16 protein-coding genes are annotated in these 19,740 nt (G+C 67.3%); 8 read left to right on the top strand and 8 right to left on the bottom strand.

What is annotated here, in order from left to right; genetic code table 11:
- Positions 1-61: 61 nt before the first annotated feature.
- The 4 genes from AC3G88_RS20685 to AC3G88_RS20700 all read right to left on the bottom strand — a co-directional run bounded on the left by AC3G88_RS20685 (position 62) and on the right by AC3G88_RS20700 (position 5,384).
- Positions 62-1,483, bottom strand: coding sequence for an efflux transporter outer membrane subunit (locus AC3G88_RS20685; protein WP_488773807.1), 1,422 nt, complete (start codon positions 1,481-1,483; stop codon positions 62-64).
- Entirely contained in the window at positions 1,480-2,679 is a 1,200-nt protein-coding gene (locus AC3G88_RS20690; protein ID WP_488773806.1) for an HlyD family secretion protein, read from the bottom strand. The genes AC3G88_RS20685 and AC3G88_RS20690 overlap by 4 nt, the downstream gene beginning before the upstream one ends.
- Positions 2,676-4,334, bottom strand: coding sequence for an MFS transporter (locus tag AC3G88_RS20695; protein ID WP_488893817.1), 1,659 nt, complete (start codon positions 4,332-4,334; stop codon positions 2,676-2,678). Before AC3G88_RS20695 ends, AC3G88_RS20690 begins: the two co-directional genes overlap by 4 nt.
- 105 nt (positions 4,335-4,439) lie before the next feature.
- The gene (locus AC3G88_RS20700; protein ID WP_488773803.1) at positions 4,440-5,384 is read right to left on the bottom strand and encodes a LysR substrate-binding domain-containing protein; all 945 of its coding nucleotides are present in this window, start codon (positions 5,382-5,384) and stop codon (positions 4,440-4,442) included.
- Positions 5,385-5,540: 156 nt separating this feature from the next.
- Between AC3G88_RS20700 and AC3G88_RS20705 the strand changes: the two genes are divergently transcribed.
- From AC3G88_RS20705 to AC3G88_RS20725, 5 genes are all read left to right on the top strand, one after another.
- Positions 5,541-6,713 carry a CaiB/BaiF CoA transferase family protein gene (locus AC3G88_RS20705; RefSeq protein WP_488773802.1) on the top strand — a complete coding sequence of 391 codons (1,173 nt, stop codon included), beginning with the start codon at positions 5,541-5,543 and terminating at the stop codon, positions 6,711-6,713.
- Positions 6,714-6,722: 9 nt separating this feature from the next.
- The gene (locus tag AC3G88_RS20710) at positions 6,723-7,565 is read left to right on the top strand and encodes an HpcH/HpaI aldolase/citrate lyase family protein (protein WP_488773801.1); all 843 of its coding nucleotides are present in this window, start codon (positions 6,723-6,725) and stop codon (positions 7,563-7,565) included.
- A 374-nt stretch (positions 7,566-7,939) separates the two neighbouring features.
- Positions 7,940-9,223 carry a TolC family protein gene (locus AC3G88_RS20715; protein WP_488773867.1) on the top strand — a complete coding sequence of 428 codons (1,284 nt, stop codon included), beginning with the start codon at positions 7,940-7,942 and terminating at the stop codon, positions 9,221-9,223.
- Positions 9,207-10,406 carry an efflux RND transporter periplasmic adaptor subunit gene (locus AC3G88_RS20720; RefSeq protein WP_488773800.1) on the top strand — a complete coding sequence of 400 codons (1,200 nt, stop codon included), beginning with the start codon at positions 9,207-9,209 and terminating at the stop codon, positions 10,404-10,406. Before AC3G88_RS20715 ends, AC3G88_RS20720 begins: the two co-directional genes overlap by 17 nt.
- 10 nt (positions 10,407-10,416) lie before the next feature.
- Positions 10,417-13,539: an efflux RND transporter permease subunit gene (locus tag AC3G88_RS20725; RefSeq protein ID WP_488773799.1), complete on the top strand. Its 3,123-nt coding sequence runs from the start codon at positions 10,417-10,419 to the stop codon at positions 13,537-13,539.
- A gap of 87 nt (positions 13,540-13,626) precedes the next feature.
- Here AC3G88_RS20725 and AC3G88_RS20730 read toward each other — a convergent pair whose 3' ends face one another.
- Positions 13,627-14,886, bottom strand: coding sequence for an MFS transporter (locus AC3G88_RS20730; protein ID WP_488773798.1), 1,260 nt, complete (start codon positions 14,884-14,886; stop codon positions 13,627-13,629).
- 111 nt (positions 14,887-14,997) lie between these two features.
- On the opposite strand from AC3G88_RS20730, the gene AC3G88_RS20735 reads away from it, so the two are divergent.
- Positions 14,998-15,942: a LysR substrate-binding domain-containing protein gene (locus AC3G88_RS20735; RefSeq protein WP_488773797.1), complete on the top strand. Its 945-nt coding sequence runs from the start codon at positions 14,998-15,000 to the stop codon at positions 15,940-15,942.
- Positions 15,943-15,968: 26 nt separating this feature from the next.
- Here the strand turns inward: AC3G88_RS20735 and AC3G88_RS20740 are convergent, their stop codons facing one another.
- Positions 15,969-16,325 (bottom strand): ElaB/YgaM/YqjD family protein, encoded by a 357-nt coding sequence (locus tag AC3G88_RS20740; RefSeq protein WP_488773796.1) that lies wholly within the window; start codon positions 16,323-16,325, stop codon positions 15,969-15,971.
- A 359-nt stretch (positions 16,326-16,684) separates the two neighbouring features.
- Between AC3G88_RS20740 and AC3G88_RS20745 the strand changes: the two genes are divergently transcribed.
- On the top strand, positions 16,685-17,146 hold the full coding sequence (locus AC3G88_RS20745; protein ID WP_488773795.1) for a hypothetical protein: 462 nt from the start codon (positions 16,685-16,687) through the stop codon (positions 17,144-17,146).
- A gap of 31 nt (positions 17,147-17,177) precedes the next feature.
- On the opposite strand, the gene AC3G88_RS20750 is transcribed toward AC3G88_RS20745, so the two are convergent.
- Together AC3G88_RS20750 and AC3G88_RS20755 are read right to left on the bottom strand one after the other, a co-directional pair.
- On the bottom strand, positions 17,178-17,699 hold the full coding sequence (locus AC3G88_RS20750) for a MarR family winged helix-turn-helix transcriptional regulator (protein ID WP_153947070.1): 522 nt from the start codon (positions 17,697-17,699) through the stop codon (positions 17,178-17,180).
- Between the two features lie 223 nt (positions 17,700-17,922).
- Positions 17,923-18,663 carry an SDR family oxidoreductase gene (locus AC3G88_RS20755; protein ID WP_488773794.1) on the bottom strand — a complete coding sequence of 247 codons (741 nt, stop codon included), beginning with the start codon at positions 18,661-18,663 and terminating at the stop codon, positions 17,923-17,925.
- A gap of 114 nt (positions 18,664-18,777) precedes the next feature.
- Between AC3G88_RS20755 and AC3G88_RS20760 the strand changes: the two genes are divergently transcribed.
- Entirely contained in the window at positions 18,778-19,701 is a 924-nt protein-coding gene (locus AC3G88_RS20760; RefSeq protein WP_488773793.1) for a LysR family transcriptional regulator, read from the top strand.
- The last annotated feature ends 39 nt before the right edge of the window (positions 19,702-19,740 follow it).

Below are 19,740 nucleotides of genomic sequence, written 5' to 3' on the forward strand. Positions count from 1 at the left end.
ACTCTAGCCCAGCCCCGCACGCAGGAGAAATTCAATCGGCGACTGGCGCCATAAGCTTTTCTTATTGGCCGGTCCCGCCAGCCGGCTGCCAGCCGCCGCCCATCGCCTGGTACAGGGCCACGCTGGCATTGAGGCGGTCGGTGTGAGTCTGGATCAGGTTCAGTTCGGCACTGAACAGCTGGCGCTGGGCGTCCAGCTGCTCCAGATAGGGCGAGTACCCGGCGCGATAGCGGTTGATGGCATGGCGCAGGGCCGCCGCCAGCGCGTCGCGCTGCTCGCGCAGCCGCGCTTCCTGTTCGCCCAGCTTCTGCACCGCGGCCAGGTTGTCGTTGACTTCGCGGAAGGCGGTCAGCGCCACGCGGCGGTACGCATAGGCGGCCTCGTCGCGCTGTGCGGCGGCGGCATCGGCGCCGGCCACGATGCGGCCGCCCTCGAACAGCGGTGCCAGCACGCTGCCGCCGAGTGTCCAGATCCGGACCGGATTGGCCAGCCCCGTTGCATAGACCAGTCCGGCCGAGGCGGTCAGCGGAATGCGGGGCAGATAGGCCTTGCGGGCGGCGGACAGACTGGCATCGGTGGCGGCCAGCGTGTATTCGGCCTGGGCGATGTCGGGCCGCCGCCGCAGCAGTTCGGACGGCAGGCCCGCCGGCACGGGCGGCTGCTGCAGCGCCTGCAGCGGCAGGCCACGCGCGATGGCGCCCGCATCGGGATTGCCCACCAGTACGCCCAGCGCGTTTTCCTGCCGTGCCACGGCCAGTTCGGCCTGGGGTACGGCCTGGGCGGTCGATTCATATTCTGCCCGCGCCTGTTCGTATTCGAGCTGGGACGTGTACCCAGCCCGCGCCCGGTCGCGCGCCAGGCGCAGCGCGTCGGCGCGCGACGTCAGCGTCTGGCGCACCACATCGAGCTGGGCATCGAGCGCCCGCAGCGTGATATAGCCGCGCGCGGCGGCGGCCGATACGGACAGGATGGTGGTGTCGCGCGCCGCCTCGCTGGCCAGCAGGCTGTTGCGCGCGGCCCCCACCGAATCGGCGATGCGGCCGAACAGATCGACCTCGTAGGAAGCATCCAGCGCCAACTGGCCGGTGTTGGCGGTGCGGGCCGTGCCGAATGCGTTGATGCCGCGGGCGCGTGTGCCGCTGGCCGTGAAGTCCAGCGTCGGGAACAGCGCGGCGCGGGCGATGCGCGCCTGGGCATCGGCCTGGCGCACGCGTGTCACGGCGATGGCGATGTCGTCGTTCTGACCCAGCGCCTGGGCCACCAGCGCGGTCAGCGCCGGGTCGCCGTAGGTCTGCCACCATTCGCGCTCGATGGCGACGGTGGGGCCGGGGTCCACGCGCCAGGCGACCGGCGGCGCGACGGGCTCCGGCGCGGGCGGGCGCGGTCCCATGCAGCCGGCCAGCAGCAGGCCGATGGCGGGCAGCACGGCGCGGCGCGTCAGGCGCAGCGCGATGCAGGCGGCAGGAACAGGCGTGTGCGTCATCGCGTGGGTGGCGGATTGGTGCGGGTGTCGACTTCGGCCTGCACCGACATGCCCGGACGCAGGCGATCCGCCATCGGCTGATCAGGGTCGATGGCAATGCGCACCGAGATACGCTGCGCCACCTTGACGAAATTGCCGGTGGCGTTATCGGCGACAATCACCGCGAACTCGGAACCGGCCGCCGGCGACAGCCGCTCCACGCGGCCGGTCAGGCGCGCGTTGTCCAGCGCATCGACGCGGAACGTGGCCCGCTGGCCCGGCGCCATGCGGGCGGTCTGGGCTTCCTTGTAGTTGGCGATGACCCAGCGTTGCGGCGGCACCAGAAACATCAGCTGCGAGCCCGATGTCACGTACTGCCCCAGCCGCGCGCCGATCTGGCTGAGCCGGCCGTCCTGCGGCGCGATGACGACGGTGTTCGACAGGTCGATGTCGGCCAGCTGCAGGGCGGCCCGCGCCTGTTCGACGGCAGCCTTGAGGCCCTCGCGGCCCACGATGATGGCTTCCACGTCCTGCCGGGCGATCTCCACCGCGGCGCGCGACTGCTCGACGGCAGCCTCCGCCTGGCGCAGCGCCGCCCGGGTCTGGTCGCGTTCGCGCAGCGACACCGAACCGTCGGCCACCAGTTCGTCCACACGCTTCATGTCGGCCTGGGCGCGCAGCAGCTGGGCGCGGGCGTTGTCGGCATTGGCCAGCTGCGACTTCACGGTGGCCTCGCGGGCGCGCTGGGTCTGGTCGGCGTTCGCCAGGTTGGCAATTTGCGTGTTCAGCGATGCGCGCGCCTGTGCCACGCGTTGGCGATAGATGCGGTCGTCGATCCGCAGCAGCACCTGACCGGTCTTCACCAGGTCGAAGTCATGCACCGGCACCTCGGTCACATAGCCGCTCACCTGCGGGCTGATGATCGTGGTCTGGCCGCGCACATAGGCGTTGTCGGTGCTCTGGATCGACGGCGAGAACGGCGGCAGGCCCCAGGCGTACAGGATGATCAGCACGCTGGCCAGCGCCACGACGACGATCAGCGCGGTCAGCCGGCGCGATCCGCGCGGCGGCGCCCAGCCCTTGGGCGAAGCATCGACCTCCACCGGGTCGTCAAGCCGTTCGGGCTTGCCGGCCGGGGGCTGGGCGGGGGTGCGATCGGGCTGCGCTGGTGATTCGGGCGATTCGGGCGGTTCTGGCCGGTCGGGCGGTGGGGTCAAGTGCCTTTCTCCGTGGAGGGCGGGGTTGGCGATGGCTTCTTCTCTGGAATATGTCCCGGCACCACCCGGTTCAGGTACAGCGCCAGCAGCCAGACAAAGGTGACGGTGGACAGGATGCCGATCACCAGGAAGACGTCGTTGAACGCCAGCACGTTGGCTTCGCGCGTGACCTGCTGCGCCAGCGCCATGGTGCCTTCGGTCTGGCGCAGCACCGGGTCGGCCAGCACGCGGCTGTAGGCGTTGGCCAGCAGTTGCAGGCGCGCGGCGTCGAGCGGGTCGGACAGGCTGATGCCTTGCACCAGCGCATGCGAATGGAATTTCTCGCGCCAGGTCTGGAACGTCCCGAGCAGCGCCGACCCCGCCAGCCCGCCCAGCGACTGCGTGATGCTGAACAGCGCCGAAAAGCTGACGAAATGGCTCATGCCGCGCTGCAGCGCGCTGCCCATGCCGATCAGCAGCGTCGGACCCAGGAAATAGACTGCCGCAAAGGCGATCAGCGACTGCGTGAAATACATGTTCTGCGGCCGCGTCAGGTTCGTCGAGCCGGCATCGACGAACGCGCCGATCGCGATCAGGATCAGCGAAATGCGGATTGGCCGCCCGAGGTTCTGCGGATTCAGGGTCAGGGCGCTGGCCGCGATGCCGGCCACCGTGGCCATCGACACGACGATATACAGCGAGATCAGCTGGTCGTTGCCCATGCCCAGCGCCGTCAGCAGGCCCACCGCGCCATACGGCTGTTCGGACAGCAGGATACGCACCGACGTGGCCACCACGGCAAAGCGGATGATCGCCATGCTGCCCAGCCAGCGCGTATTGAGCAGCGGATTCACGCGGTTGTGCTCGATCCACAGCGCCGCCGCGATCAGGATCACCGCGCCGCACAGCGCGTAGCCCAGCCACGGCGCCTCGGTCCACCACAGGATGCGGCCCTGGCCCAGCACCGCGCACAGCAGCGCCATGCCCGGGGCGAACAGCGCGAAGGTGACGAAGTCGAGCGGCTCGAAGGCCTTGATCCGCTCGCTGGGCGGCAGCGGCAGCAGCGCCACCGTGACCAGCGACAGCAGCGACAGGCCGAATTCGAACTGGTACAGCGTCTGCCAGTTGCCGGCTTCGAGCATGCCCGTGGAAAACGTCCGCGCCAGCGGCGTGGCCAGCTGCGGCACGCCGAAGCCGATCACCACCGCACGCATGCGATGCCGCGCCGGCAGCGACTGGATGATGTAGTAGAGCGCCAGCGTGGACATGCCGCTGGCGGCGATGCCATTGGCGGCGCGCGCCAGCAGGGCGGTGCCGAAGGTGTGGGTCAGCAGGTGGGCGCCCGTGATCAGCGCGTAGGACAGCAGGAAGACCTTGGTGAACCGCTGCAGGCCGTACTGCTGGCGGAACTTGATCACCAGCATCGACATGCAGACATTGGTCATGACATAGACCGTGGACAGCCACGCGGCCTCGTCGCTGTACAGGCCGAACACCCCCTGGATGTTGTTGAGGTTGGCCACCACCAGCGCGTTGCCGAAGGCGCCGGTCAGCCCGATCAGCACGCCCACGCAGAAGTAGGCGACGCGCCGTGGCGTGGGGTGGTCCGGCGTGGCGGGCGACCCCGGCATCGACGGCCGTTCATGCGGCTTGAACGCGTAGCTGGCAGTTGCCATGGCTGACTGGTAGGCGACGAACGACGTGGGATGTGGCGATGATGCGGGAGGAACCGCCGCGTGGCAAGCGCGGCCCGGGGCGCCCTGCCGGGCGGTTGTCCGGGGTCAGCTCTTTGGCAATGCTTGCAATGCCGGCGGCGCCAACGAACCGCCTTCTGCAATTCTCTCCTTGACGATGTCGCGCAGGACGTCGGCAACGGCTTCCGCCGCGTTCGAACGTGGCAGCGCGCGCGGCCAGCACAGCGACAGCGTGCGGCGCAGTTCGGGCACGATACGCCGGCGCGGCACGGCGGCATCGCTTTCATCCAGCGACGAGGCCGGCAGGATCGTGCAGGCCAGCCCTTCGCGGGCGGCGGCCAGCAGGAACGGCAGCGAATCGAGATCGGCCACCACGTTCAGGGCGATGCCGGCCTGTGCGAAGCGCCGCTCCACCACCTCGCGCAGACCCTGCGATCCGCTTGGCAGTACCAGTGGCAGCGCGTCGAGCGCCTTGAGCGCCACCGTCTCGGTGGCCTTGCCGCGCGGCGCCGGGCCGGGTGGTGTGCCAATCAGGTAGAGCGGTTCGCTGGCCAGCGGCTCGGGCTCCACCGCGCGCGACGGTGTGTCGCGGAACAGGATCGCAAAGTCGAGCCGGTTCTGGTTCAGCAGTTCGGAGATATAGCCGCTCATGCTTTCGAAGAGCTGCAGCCGCACCTGCGGATAGCGTTGGCGTACGGCCCGCACCAGGGCCATGCCGAAGGCGGCGGCAGCGGTGGTGGGCAGCCCGATGGCCACGGTGCCCGAGACCTCGGTGCCGGCCACGCGTACGTCGGCCCCGGCAATCTCGATCTGGCGCAGGATATTACGCACATGCCGGTACAGCGTCTTGCCGGCCTCGGTGGGTCGCACGCCCTTGGCGCCGCGATGCACCAGCGGCACGCCAAACTCGTCCTCCAGCGCGGCCAGCTGCTGCGACAGCGCGGGCTGTGCCACGCACACCACCTCGGCGGCCCGCGTGAGGCTGCCGTGGTCGACGATGGCCACGAAATAGCGCATGGCGCGGATGTCCATGATGGTGGGTCTCTCCCCTTCGACTTATCAGATATGAAAACGCCAGGGTATTGATTCTACTTATGGTGCCTTCCGCATTCCCTATTTCACACGGCCGGCGCCGGCAGGTAGATTGTCGGCATCGCGCCATGCGCATCTTTCGCCCCCGACACTGCCATGTCCAGACCGCTTGAAGGCATCACCGTAGTCTCGCTCGAACAGGCCATTGCGGCGCCTTTCTGCACCCGCCAGCTGGCTGACCTGGGCGCGCGCGTCATCAAGATCGAACGTCCCGGCCCCGGGGATTTCGCGCGTGCCTATGACGGCCGGGTGCGGGGGCTGTCGTCGCACTTCGTGTGGACCAACCGTTCGAAGGAAAGCCTGACGCTGGACGTCAAGGCGCCCGGCGCAGGGCCGGTGCTGGAGGCGTTGCTGGAAAAGACCGACGTGCTGGTGCAGAACCTGGCGCCCGGCGCTTCCGCGCGGCTGGGGCTCGACTATGAAACGCTGTCGAAACGCTATCCGCGCCTGATCGTCTGCGATATTTCGGGCTACGGCGGCGATGGCCCCTATCGGGACAAGAAGGCGTACGACCTGCTGGTGCAGAGCGAGTCGGGCTTCGTGTCCGTCACCGGCACGCCGGAAGAGGGCGTCAAGGCGGGCGCATCGGTGGCCGACATCGCGGCTGGCATGTACGCCTACAGCAACGTGCTGGCGGCACTGATCGAGCGGGGCCAGACCGGGCGCGGCAAGCGCATCGACGTGTCGATGCTCGAATCGATGGTCGAGTGGATGAGCTTTCCGATGTATTACGCGTTCGAAGGCGCCGAGCCGCCGCCCCGCGCGGGCGCCGCCCACGCCACGATCTATCCGTACGGGCCGTTCCCGACCGGCGACGGCAAAACCGTCATGTTGGGTCTGCAGAACGAGCGCGAATGGGCGGTGTTCTGCAAGGTGGTGCTGCAGGAGCCCGATCTGGCCACGCAGGCTGACTTTGCCACGAACAGCCTGCGCAGCGCCAACCGCGCGCAGCTGCGCGCCCGCATCGTCGAGGCCTTCAGCCGGCTCAGTGCCGCCGAGGTGGTGCACCGCCTGGAAGAGGCCAGGATCGCCAATGCCAACGTCAATACCATGGCCGATGTGTGGCATCACCCGCAATTGGCCGCCCGCGCGCGGTGGCGCCAGGTGGACACGCCGGCCGGACCGATTCCGGCGCTGCTGCCGCCAGGCATGACCGATGCGCGGATGGATGCCGTGCCGGGCGTCGGCCAGCACACCGATGCCATCCTGGCCGAAGTGGGCTGCAGCGCGGCGCAGATCGCCAGCCTGCACGCCGACGGCGTGGTCTGAGGAGGCGGCATGAGCGCAACTCCTGCCCAGGCGCGCGTCCCGCGCAGCTATCTGTTTGTGCCAGCGTCGCGGCCGGATCGCATCGGGAAAGCCATCGCGGCCGGTGCCGATGCGGTGATTGTCGATCTGGAAGATGCCGTCGCACCCGATGCCAAGGCCCAGGCGCGCGACGGCTTGCGTGCAGTATGGGGCACACTCCAACAGCAGGCCGACGCGGCGGGCGTGGCGCTGCTGCTGCGCCTGAACGGCGCCGATACGCCGTATTTTTGCGACGATCTGGCTTTCTGCCGCACGCAGGCGGTCCAGGCCATCGTGCTGCCGAAGGCAGACAATGCGTCGCTGGCGGCACTTCGCGCAGGGTTGCCGGATATCCCCTGCCATGCCTTGCTGGAAACCGCCGCCGGGTTTGCCGATTTACCGGATGTGGCGCGGACGCCAGGCGTCACGCGCCTGCTGTTCGGCAGCATCGACCTGATGTTCGATCTCGACGTGGGCGACGACGACCTTCCGCTGCACTACTGCCGCAGTGCCCTGGTGCTCCATTCCCGGGCTGCCGGCCTGCCGGCTCCGGTGGACGGCGTCTGCACCGCCATCGGCGACGCCCAGGCGCTGGCTGCCGATACGTTACGTGGGCGTCGCTTCGGGTTCGGCGCGAAGCTGCTGATTCATCCAAGCCAGGTAGCCGGCGTGCATGCGGCGCTGGCGCCCACCGATGCCGAAGTAGCGTGGGCGCGCCGCGTGGTGGAGCAGGCCGCGGCCGCGCAGGGCGCCGCCATTGCGGTGGACGGGAAAATGGTCGACCGGCCGGTCCTTGATCGCGCGCAACGTATTGTCGTGGCGGCAGGCCGTTAATGTTTCGCTAATAAACCATCGGTGCAGCCATTTACGTCCGTACGGCGCCAATCGGTGTTTTCCCTGACCGGTGGGTTCGATGCAAATGTCGAAATTTATCGACAGGATGAAAGCAATTTGTAATGGGGTTGCTGTCAAATGCGCATGGGAGATCGTGCGCTGCCATGCATGCGGTATTAATGGACTGGACGCCGGGTAAAACAGAACGATAAAAGTCACTTACCCGGTCCACCATTCGGCTGGCACGGTCGTTTACTCCAGACCGCAAGTCGAATTGAGCCAGACCGATCGTGCATTTTCCTGCTGTTTTCCGTGCCGCCGCGGCAACGCTGCTTGCCCTGGTGGTCAGTGCTGGTCACGCCGCCAGCGCGCCAATGCCGCCCGACGGCCCCTGTGTGCCACCACCCCCCAAGGCTGCCCTGACGCTGGCGCAGGCCCGGCTTGACGCGTTGCGCTGCAACCGCGACATCATCGCCGCCCGCCGTAACGAAGAGGCCAGCCAGGCCGACATCCAGATTGCTTCCCAGCGGCCCAACCCGGTGCTGAGCCTGGGCGTGGCCAATATCAACCCGCACCTTGGCGTGGGCGCTGGCAACCTGCGCAGCAAGACGGTGGATTCGACCGTTCGCGTGGACCAGGTCATCGAGACGGCCAACAAGGGCAACCTGCGTACCGAGGTCGCCCGCAAGGCCAGCGCCGCCGCGGGCGAGCAGACCCAGGCGGTGGTGGCCCAGCAGCTGGGCGCCGTGGACCAGGCCTGGTACGAAGCCGTGGTCAGCCAGACCCGCGTGGAGGTGCTGACCGAAACCGTCGGGCTCTACGGCCGGACCCAGCAGGCCAACGAGACGCGGCTCAAGGCGGGCGATGTGTCGCGCGCGGACGTGACCAAGCTCCAGCTCGAAACGCTGCGCGCCCAGAACGACCTGCGCGCGGCCATGGCCGACCACAGCAGCGACAAGGCCGCGCTGGCCGCCGCGATGGGCGTGCCCGGCACGCTGATGGACAACCGCCTGGTGGCGGACTGGCCGGCCCCCGATGCGCCGGTGCCGCCGTTCGATCCCGAAGTGCTGCAGCGCCGCCCGGACGTGACCGCCGCCGAAGCGCGGCTGGCCGCCGCGTCGTCGCAGCGCGACCTGGCCCGTGCCGGCCGCGTGCCCGACGTGACCGTAGGCGTGCAGTACGAGCACTATCCTGTTTCGGAGACCAACACCACCGGCAGCGGCAACAGCTACGGCGCGTTCGTGTCGATCCCGCTGTTCGTGCGCCACAGCTTCGGCGGCGAGGCGCGCCGGGCCGAGGTCGATTACTACGCGGCGCTGGACGACCGCAATCGCATCCTGCTCGAGGCCCAGAACGAGATCGGCCGGCTGCGTGCGCAGCTGGACGCCGCCCGGGCGTCGCTGCAGCAGATGCGTGAATCGGTGCTGCCGGCCGCCGAAAGCGTGGCCAACAGTGCCGAATTCGCCTATTCCAAGGGGGCCAGCGGCGTGCTGGACCTGCTGGACGCACGCCGCGCGCTGCGCCAGACCCGTGTGGATGCCGTGGAAGCGCAGGGCAACTATGCCAAGGCCCTGTCGGCCTACCTGACCGCGCTGCAATCCACCCAATCCGATATCAACAAGCTTCCCCAGGTTCGTACCGATGCGTCGCGCCCATAATTTCCCGTCTCTCTCCGGCCGTTTCCGCATGGCCGCCGTGGTGTCTCTGTGCGCGCTGGCGTTGGCCGGCTGTGGCAAGAAGGAAGTCCCGGAAAACGATGACGAGCCGAAGATCTCCGGCCAGACCATCACGTATCCGGCCAGCGTGAAGGCGCTTTCCGGGGTGGTTGGCCAGCCCGTGCAAAGCGGCGGCGACCGCATGCTGAGCATGCCGGGCCGCCTGGTCTGGAACGAGGACAAGACCGTGCGCGTGGCCACGCCGTTCGTGGGCCGCGTGATGGAGATCATGGTGCAGCCGGGTGCCACGGTGAAGGCCGGCCAGGCGTTGGCCATGCTGACATCGCCCGACTTCGGCGTGGCCCAGGCCGACGCCCGCAAGGCTGCGGCCGACAGCGCCGTGGCCGCCAAGGCACTGGCCCGCCAGCGCGAGCTATACCAGGCCGGCGTGATCGCCCAGAAGGACCTGGAGCAGTCGCAGGCCGACAACGCCCGTGCCGCCGCCGACCTGGCCCGCACGCAGGCCGCGCTGCGCATGTATGGCGCGGGCAGCGGCGACGCCGTGAACCAGCGTTTCGCGCTGCGCAGCCCGATCGACGGGCTGGTGGTGGAACGCAATATCAATCCCGGCATGGAAGTGCGCCCGGACCAGCAGCCCAATGCGCCGCTGTTCCTGATCACCGATCCCAGCACGCTGTGGGCCCAGCTCGACGCCGCCGAGGCGGACCTCGGCCTGTTCAAGCCCGGCATCAACGTCCAGCTGGTCAGCGCCGCTTATCCCGGCGAGACCTTCACGGGCACCGTGGTCAAGATCGCCGACTATGTCGATCCGGCCTCGCGCAGCGTGAAGGTGCGCCTGGTGGTGCCCAACGCCGACCGCCGCCTGAAGGCCGAGATGTTCGTGACGGCCAAGCTCCAGGCCGCGTCGTTCCAGGGGATTGCGGTGCCGTCCAAGGCCGTGTTCCTGGCCGACAACAGGAACTACGTGTTCGTGCGCACGTCGTCCACGCCGTTCGTGTTCGAGCGCCGCGAGGTCAAGCTGGGCGTGTCGCTGCCGGGCACGACCGAAGTGGTGGCGGGCCTGAAGGACGGTGACGTTGTCATCACGGATGGCAACCTCTACCTGCAGGACATCCTGCGCGATGCCACCGCGGTGAATGCCGCGCGTGCGGCCGCCAAGCAATAAAGGCGGCCCGATGATCCAACGTATCGTTAGCTTTGCGCTGCACCAGAAGCTGTTCGTCTGGCTCGGCCTGATCATCTTCGTCGCGGGCGGCCTGGCCGCCTTCAAGAACCTGCCGATCGAGGCCTTCCCGGACGTCTCGGACATCCAGGTCAACATCATCACGCTGTACCCGGGCCGGGCCGCCGAGGAGGTGGAGCGTCAGGTCACGATTCCGATCGAAACGGCACTGGCAGGCACGCCGAACTCGGTGCGGGTGTTCTCGCACACCCAGTTCGGCCTGTCGTTCATGATGGTGACCTTCAACGACAAGGCCACCGACGTCACCGCGCGCCAGCAGATCATCGAGCGGCTGCGCAGCGTGGACCTGCCCGACGGCGTGCAGCCGGAGCTGGCGCCGCTGTCCACCGCCATCGGCGAAATCTTCCGTTTCCGCCTGACCGGCAAGGGCTATACGGCGCAGGAACTGCGCACGCTGCAGGACTGGGTGGTCGAAAAGAACATGCGCCAGGTGCCGGGCGTGGCCGACGTGGTGACCATTGGCGGTTCGATCAAGCAGTACGAGGTGAACCCCAACCTGGGCCGCATGCGCGACGCCAAGATCTCGCTGTCGCAGCTGTTCACGGCGCTGCAGCGCGGTAACTCGAACGCCGGTGGCGGCGCGGTGGCCCATGGCCGCCAGCAGTACCTGCTGCGTTCGCTGGGCAGCTTCCGCTCTTCGGCGGACATCGCCAACGTGGTGGTGGCCGAGAACAACGGCACGCCGATCCTGGTCAGGGACATTGCCGAGGTGAAGATCGGCTCGGCGCCGCCGCAGGGCCTGATGGGCCAGGACAACGAGGACGACATCGTCTCGGGCATCGTGGTGATGCGCAAGGGCGAAAACCCGTCGGTGGTGCTTGAGGCACTGAAGCAGAAGATCGAACTGCTGGACTCGCAGATCCTGCCCAAGGGCGTGAAGATCGTGCCGTACTACGATCGCTCCACGCTGATCGACAAGACGCTGCACACGGTGTTCGGCAACCTGGTGGAAGGCGCGCTGCTGGTGCTGGCCGTGCTCTACCTGTTCCTGGCCAATGTGCGCGCGGCGGCAATCGTGGCGCTGGTGATTCCGCTGTCGCTGCTGTCGACGTTCATCGGCCTGACGTGGGTCGGCATTCCGGCCAACCTGCTGTCGCTGGGCGCGATGGACTTCGGGATCATCGTCGACGGCGCAGTGATCGTCGTCGAGAACATTTTCAAGCGGCTGGGCGAGCTCAAGGAGCAGCAGATCAAGGACAGCCGCGCGCGGCTTTACGCGATCCTGCAGGCCACCACCGAGGTGGGCCGGCCGACCGTGTTCTCGATGATCATCATCATCGCGGCGCACATCCCGATCTTCACGCTGCAGCGCCACGAGGGCAAGATCTTCGCGCCGATGGCGTACACGGTGACCGGCGCGCTGATCGGCTCGCTGATCCTGTCGCTGACCGTGGTGCCGCTGCTGTGCCATCTGCTGCTGACCAAGAACATCGCCCACGACGACAACTTCGTGGTGCGGTACTGCAAGCGCATCTACGAGCCGATGCTGGCCTGGGCGCTGGACAACAAGAAGAAGGTGGTGGGCATTGCACTGGGCCTGCTGGTGGCGACCGTGGGCGTGGGCAAGTTCCTGGGCAGCGAATTCCTGCCCGAGCTGGACGAAGGCTCGATGTGGGTCAGCTTCGACCTGCCGGCGTCGGTGTCGCTGGTCGAGGCGCGCGACCAGGCCCGCATCCTGCGCAACGTGATCCGCAAGACGCCCGAGGTGAACACCACGATTTCCAAGGTGGGCCGCCCTGACGACGGTACCGATCCCAAGCTGATCAACACGGTGGAGATCCTGGTCGACCTGAAGGCCGACAAGCAGTGGCGCGCGGGCTTCGACAAGCGCAAGATCATCAACGAGATCAACCACAACCTGCGTCAGCTGCCGGGCATCGAGCCGAATTTCTCGCAGCCGGTGCGCGACAACATCCTGGAAAGCATCTCGCAGATCAAGGGCCAGATCGTGATCAAGGTGCAGAGCGACAGCCTCGAGCACAACAAGAAGGTGGCCGACCAGATCCTGGCGAACGTGCAGTCGGTCAAGGGCGTGATGCGCGCGTTCATCGACCGCGACGGAGAGCTGCCGCAGTACGTGCTGGAATTCGATCGCGCCCAGGCGGCCCGCTACGGCATCAACGTGGCCGATGTGCAGGACCTGATGGAAAGCGCGCTGGCCGGCAAGGCCGCCACGGAACTGTGGGAGGGCGAAAAGCACTTCAGCGTGGTGGTGCGCCTGAAGCCGGGCGAGCGCGAACTGCCGAACCTGCCGAACATCTTCATGCAGACCGCCGACGGGGCGCAGGTGCCGCTGTCGCAGCTGGTGACGTTCCGGGCGGCGTCCGGCGCGATGAACATCAGCCGCGAGAACGGCCAGCGCACCACGTCGATCGGCATCTTCATCCACGACCGCGACATGGGCAGCGTGGTGAAAGACATGCAGGAACTGGTGAAGAAGAACGTGAACGCCGAAGACGTCAAGATCAGCTGGTCGGGCGAATTCGAGAACCAGGAACGCGCGATGGCGCGCCTGTCGATCGTGGTGCCGCTGTCGGTGCTGCTGATCTTCCTGCTGCTGTTCAATGCGTTCCAGTCGTTCAAGAGCGCGGCGCTGATCATCTCGAACATCCCGTTCGCGCTGATTGGCGGGGTGTTCGCGCTGTTCCTGACCGGCATTCCGCTGTCGGTGTCGGCGGCCATCGGCTTTATCGCGCTGTTTGGCCAGGCCGTGCTGAACGGGGTGGTGATGGTGACGTACTTCAACCAGCTGCGCCAGGAAGGCATGCCGGTGCGCCAGGCCGTGCTGACCGGTTCGATGGACCGCCTGCGCACGGTGCTGATGACGGCCATGCTGGCCATGCTGGGCCTGTTCCCGATGGCCGTCTCGCGCGCCATCGGCTCGGAAACGCAGCGTCCGCTGGCCATCGTCATCATCGGCGGCCTGATTACGGCCACGCTGCTGACGCTGATCGTGCTGCCGACGCTCTACGAGTGGATGGTGGGCCGGAACTGGCCGGACGAGGAAGGCCAGTCGAACAACGAGAACCGCCTGAACGACTCGATGGCGCATTGAGCAGGGCTCGAGAAGCCGAAACGAAGACCGGGGCAACGCGCCCCGGTTTTTTTTCGTCCCTGTGCGGCGCGGATGGCTGGCCCGGCTTCAGCGGCTGGCTGGCCGCGGAAAGAGCGGCGAGGCGCCGAGCGCCACCACGGCCGTCGTTGCCCAGACGACTGGCCACGATGTCAGCGCCAGCCAGTGCGGCAGCGCAAGCGGCGTGAGGAAGAAACCGAAGAACACTACCGTGTTGGCCATGCCGAGCGCGGTGCCCGCCCGGTCGGCGCCGGCCATGGCCGCCAGTTCGGTGTAGCCGACGCCGTGCCAGGCAGATACCGCGATACCGGCCAGCGCCAGCACCACCGGAAGCAGCGCCATCCACCGGCTGTCCGCCGCACTGCCATGCACGCAGCCGGCCAGCAGCAGGAAGGCAATCGCCGCGATCAGCGTGCAGGCACGCAGATAGGTTCGCCGATTGCCGTGCCGGTCGGTCCAGCGGCCGCTCCAGATGCGCGTGAGCATCGCGCCGGCCTGGATCGTGACCAGCGTGGTCGTGATCGTACCCAGCCCGGCCTGTGCGTAGTCATGCAGAAAGATCGAGGTGAAGGTCAGCACTGCGAATTGCGGCACGCAAAGCAGACCGATGGCCAGCACGATGCGCCAGATGCCTGCCCGGCCGAGCGGGTTCGGGCTGCGCAACTGCGCCACGGAGGTGGCCTGGAAGTCGGGCGGTTCATGGAGCCAGCACCAGGTCAGGAGGGCGGAGACGCCGCACAACAGCGCGAGCCACCCATAAGCCCAGGTAAAGCCGACGGTTGACGCCAGCCATGGCAGGGTCAGCGCCCCGATGCCGCCGCCCATCGGCACGGCAGTCTGGCGGATGCTCATGGCAAGCCCGCGTTCGCCTTCGTGAAACCAGCGCATGACCGCGCGCCCACTGGCACCGTTGACGCTGCCGCCCACCAGCCCGACCAGCGTCATGGCCACCACCAGCCATGACAGTGAGGGGATATGCGCGGCGGGCCCCGTCATGGGCGACAGCCAGAGGGCCATCGCCAGCAGCGCCGCGCTGGTGGCGGCCAGTCCGCCCAGCAACACCGGGCGATCGCCCCAGCGGTCGGCCGCCACGCCCCACGGTAGTTCGGACAGCGCGGTGCCCAGACCGATCGCGCCGACGGCCAGGCCGACTTGCGCGGTGTCCAGGTGGTAGCCCGTGCGCATCCAGACGGCTGTGGTCGGAATGCCGCCGACAGCGGCCAGTACGCTGGCGTTGGCCGCCACGCCGACGCCCAATACCTTCCAGCGATGGGAAGGTGTCAGGCGCCGGGCTGGCGGTACGGGAAGCGGAACGGTGTGCGAAGACATAGGTGACAGGTGATCCCGAAGCTGTTTGACGTGATCCAGTCTGTCACCGAGAATTCATCCTGAAAATCGGAAAATTCTTCACAGTTCGTTCGATAAAACAGGATGGTTGCGATGTCCCGAACCAATCTCGATCTGGCTGCGCTGCGCAGTCTGCTGGCCGGCATGGAACTGGGCAGCTTTGCCCGCGCGGCGGATCGCGTGGGCCGATCCACGTCGGCCATCAGCGCCCAGATCCGCAAGCTCGAGGAACAGGCCGGCACGCCGCTGTTCCGCAAGGCCGGGCGCGGGTTGGCGCTGACGGCCGCTGGCGAGGCGATGCTGGGTTACGCGCGCCGTCTGGTGGAGCTCAACGACGAAGCCGTCAGTGCGGTACGCGGGGTGGACCTGTCGGGCGGCATCCGCCTGGGGCTGCAGGAGGAATTTGGCGAAGGCTTGCTGCCTGAAGTGCTGGGCCGCTTCGCACGCGCCCACCCAAGGGTGCGCATCGAGGCGGTGGTGTCCCGCAATGCCGACCTGCTGGAGCGGATCGACAGCGGACGGTGCGATCTGGCGCTGGTGTGGGCCGACATGCATCCCGCCATATCGGACGATGTGGCCGGGTATGCGATGGGGCACCGGTACGTGGAACGGATCGACGACGTGCCGATGTGTTGGGTCGGCGCCGCAACCGGCGCGGCGACGATGCCTTGGCAGCCGGACGATGGCGAGCCGTTGCCGCTGGTGGCCTTCGACCGCCCGTGCCAGTTTCATTCGGCCGCGGTGGCCGCACTGGACCGTGCAGGCATTCCGTGGCGAATCACGTTTTCGAGCCCGAATCTTGGCGGGCTGTGGGCCGCCGCCGCTGCGGGGCTGGGCTTGACGGTGCGCTCGCGCTACGGATTGCCCGCGGGCGTACGGGCGCTGCAGGCCGGGGAACATGGCCTGCCTGCGCTGCCGTCGATGTCGCTCGCGATGGTGCGCGCGTCGGCCACGATGCCGCCCGAGGTGGAGCGGCTTGCCGACATCCTGCGCGCGGCGCTGCCCGGCACGCCGGTGCCGGACGCCCTGGCAGCCTGATTCAGCCAGCCGCCAGGGCCCGCGCGTCAGTCGTCGTAGCGGTCGCCATGACGGGTCGGCCGGCATAGCAACGCGCCCAGCAGGACGCCAATTCCCAGCGCCATGCCCAGCGCCTTGATCGGCTCCCGGTGCGTATAGTCGGTCACGCATTCCTGGCCGCGCGACACGCTGTCGCTGACCGATGCCTTGATCGATGCCAGCTTGTCCGTTCCCTGGGCGGCCTTCGCCAGGAAGGTCTGCTTGGCGGTTTCGATTGCCTCGCCGGTCAGGTTTGGCAGCTGGGCCAGCAGGTCATCGAGATCCTTCGCCAGCTGCCGGGTATCGGCCTGGAGCTTTTGCTGGGTGCTGGATACATTGGTGTCGTTGGGGTCAAAGGCGGCCATGGCGTCTCCTCGCTGGGTGCGTATGCGGAAATTTGCTGGCGCAGGTTTCATACCAGCGGCCAATGCACTGACGCCGCGCGGCTCGCTGCCATTTGACCCGGCAACTGGCAGCGCCGACTTACCGACGTTTGTAATTTGCGCCATGGCGCGCTGGGTGCACGCGACCATGGGCGCGTCCTTTGCCCCGCGGCATATGAGAGCAATCTGAATCTAGCCGCGATGAGACAAATACGATATCGGCTTTCTGTACGCTGCGGTATGGTTGTTTCGTGTGATGAAGTCCGCCCAAAACGGAGCGGGCCACCGACGGGCAACCTTCGTTTCAGGGGTCAATCATGAGGATTCTTCGAACTGCCGCAATGGCAGAACACTGCGCCAATGACGCCATCGATGCGAAGCCGCACCGGGGCAGGTCGCGGGCACCGGGCGATGCGGGCGGGCCGCCACCGGGCCGCTACGGCGTGGCGGAGTGGGCGCCCGTTCTGGCGATGGTCGGCGCAGGCGTGACGTTCGTGCTCTACATCATGACCACGATCAACGCGTCGATGGCAGACAAGCTGGTTGCCGTGACGCGGAGCATCGAGGAACTCGACAAGCGCATCCATGTGCGTTTCGACGAGATGGACAAGCGGTTCAACGGTCAGCTGGCAGCCATGGACCAGCGTTATGACGGCAGGTTCGCTGCCATGGACAAACGGCTCGAACGCCTGGAAGCGCGAGCCGACCGGACCGACGAGCGGTTGAACAAGGTCGAGGTGCAACTGACAACGATGGACGCCAAGCTGGATCGCGTCCTCGATCACGTCGCCAGGCGCCGCTAACTGCCGGCGCCGCCGTTGCCGGCAAGGCGCGCTATGCCTTGCCGGGGCCCGTGCAGATCCCGTGCAGCTTGCGCAGGCCAGCATAGAGACCCTGCCGCTCCTCGGGCGTGAGCAGCCGGATCACGGAAGCCTGACCGCGCCGCGCCAGTGGAATCACCTGTGCATGAAGGGCCGCCCCGGCTTCGCTGATCTTGCAGGACAGGCGCTTGCGCGGCGTCGTGCCCTCCGATTCCAGCGTGACGAGGCCACGGTCTTCGAGCAATCGCAGCGTGCGGCTGACCAGGGCCTTGTCCGACGTCGATTGCTTGACCAGTTCCGCGAAGGACATCGGCTCGCCGTGGGCCAATAGCGCCAGAATGCGCCATTCCGGCACGGTCAGGTCGAATTGCGTCGCATACGGCTCGGTGACGCTGCTGCGCAGGGCGGTCACCAGCTGGCTCAGCATGGTGGTCAGGAAGTCGTTGACGTTCAGCCCGGTGCCGGCTTCGTCGAGGTGTGACCAGGGATCGATGCCCTCGGTGGTAGCCGGAATGTGCTGGGTAGTGCTGGACATGTACGGGGCGTTAAAAAGGTATGCCGGGCAATTGCCCGGAAAACGCCTGCGATTGTCTCACACCGCTTGTTGTTCGCAACTTTGTGGCGCCGTACGTGTTGCGACTGCCCCGCATGCGTGCGGGCATGACGGTCAATGGCCCCTCGACCGCATGCGGCGGAGGGGCGATGCCGAGCGGAGCGTCGATGCCGGCGCTTGCGCGCCGAGCGACCGGCGTTAGGCGTTACGCCGCGAAGCCGCCGTCCACGTTCAGGCTGGCGCCGGTGACGAAGCTGGCTTCCGGGCCCGCCAGATAGGCGACCATGCTTGCGATTTCATCCGGGTGGCCGTGGCGCGGCAGGGCCATCAGACCATGCAGCGATGCGGCGAAGTCGGAGTTCTCGGGGTTCATGTCGGTGTTGACCGGGCCGGGCTGCACATTGTTGACCGTGATGCCCTTCGGGCCCAGATCGCGCGACAGGCCTTGCACGAGGCCCTTCAGGGCGGACTTGCTCATGGCGTAGGCGGCGCCGCCGGCGAACGGCATGCGGTCGGCGTTGGTGCTGCCGATGTTGATGATGCGGCCACCTTCGCCCATGTGCGACAGCACGGCCTTGCTGGCCACAAACACGGCGCGGACGTTGACGGCCAGCGTCTTGTCGAAGTCTTCCAGCGAGAAGTCCTCGACCGCGCCCAGGAACAGCACGCCGGCGTTGTTGACCAGGATGTCGATCTTGCCGAAATGCACGGCCGCATCGTTGATGGCGTCGGTAAGCGCGGCGGCGTCGGCTGCATCGGCGCGATAGGCCTTGGCGCGGCCGCCGGCTGCCTGGATCGACTCCACCAGCGCCTGTGCGGCGGCGCCGGAGCTCTGGTAGGTAAAGGCGACGGCGGCGCCGTCCCGGGCCAGGCGGCGTACCACGGCAGCGCCGATGCCCCGTGCACCGCCGGTTACGAAGGCAACTTTGTTCGAGAGCGAGGTCATGATCCGTTTCCTTGTTGAGAGAGGGTTGGTAAGCGAAGTATGGTTTGTGGTATCCCCTACCGGTAGTCATAAATCCGGATCAACTTTTTCAACCATTGGTATAAGCTTGCCGCCATGGAAGCCTTGAATCTGCTCGAATCGTTTATCCAGAGTGCCGAAACGGGCAGCTTTTCGGCTGCGGCCCGCCGGCTCGGCCTGACGCCCGCCGCCGTCAGCAAGAACGTGGCCCGGCTCGAGGACCACCTCGGACTGCGGCTGTTCCAGCGCAGCACGCGCAAGCTCACGCTGACCATGGGCGGCGAGCAGTTCTTCCGGCAGGTGTCCGACCCTTATTCCACGTTGCGCGATGCGTTTGCCAGCGCCGCGCAGGAAGACGGCAAGCCGGCCGGGGTGCTCAAGGTCAGCATGGGCGTGGCGTTTGGACGCGAATACCTGGTGCCGCTGCTTGGCGAATTCCTGTCGATGTATCCAGCCATCGTTCCCGATTGGCATTTCGAGAACCGGAGCGTGGACCTGATTGCCGGCGGCTTCGACGCGGCCATTGGCGGCGGCATCGAACTGACCGAGGGCGTGGTGGCGCGCGAACTGGCGCGGACCTACGTGGTGGCGGTAGCCTCCCCCGCCTACCTGGCAGGCAAGACCCTTCCGAAGCATCCGTCCGACCTGTCCGCGTTCGATGGAATCGTGCGCCGGTCTGCCTCCACCGGCCGCCTGCGGCTGTGGAACCTGCGCAACCAGATTGGCGAGGAAGCCCTGGCCGAGCCGCGTACCCGGCTGATCTTCGACGACCCCGAAGCCATGGCCCACGCCGCGATGCAGGGCCTGGGCGTGGCGCTGCTGCCGATGCCGCATGCCGCGCCGTGGCTGGAACGCGGCGACCTGGTGCGCCTGGTGCCTGGCTGGTGTGCTGACAACGGCCCTCTGGCGCTTTACTATCCCAACCGCAAGCTGCTGCCGCCCAAGACGCGCGTGTTCATCGAATTCGTCGTCGATGCCTTCCAGCGCAAGGGCCTGGCGCGCAGATTCGACGGACGCTGAACTGTCATTTCACGAAGCACCCCACATCGGGAGGGGCTG

The sequence above is a fragment of the Cupriavidus sp. 86D6 genome (genome assembly GCF_057815095.1).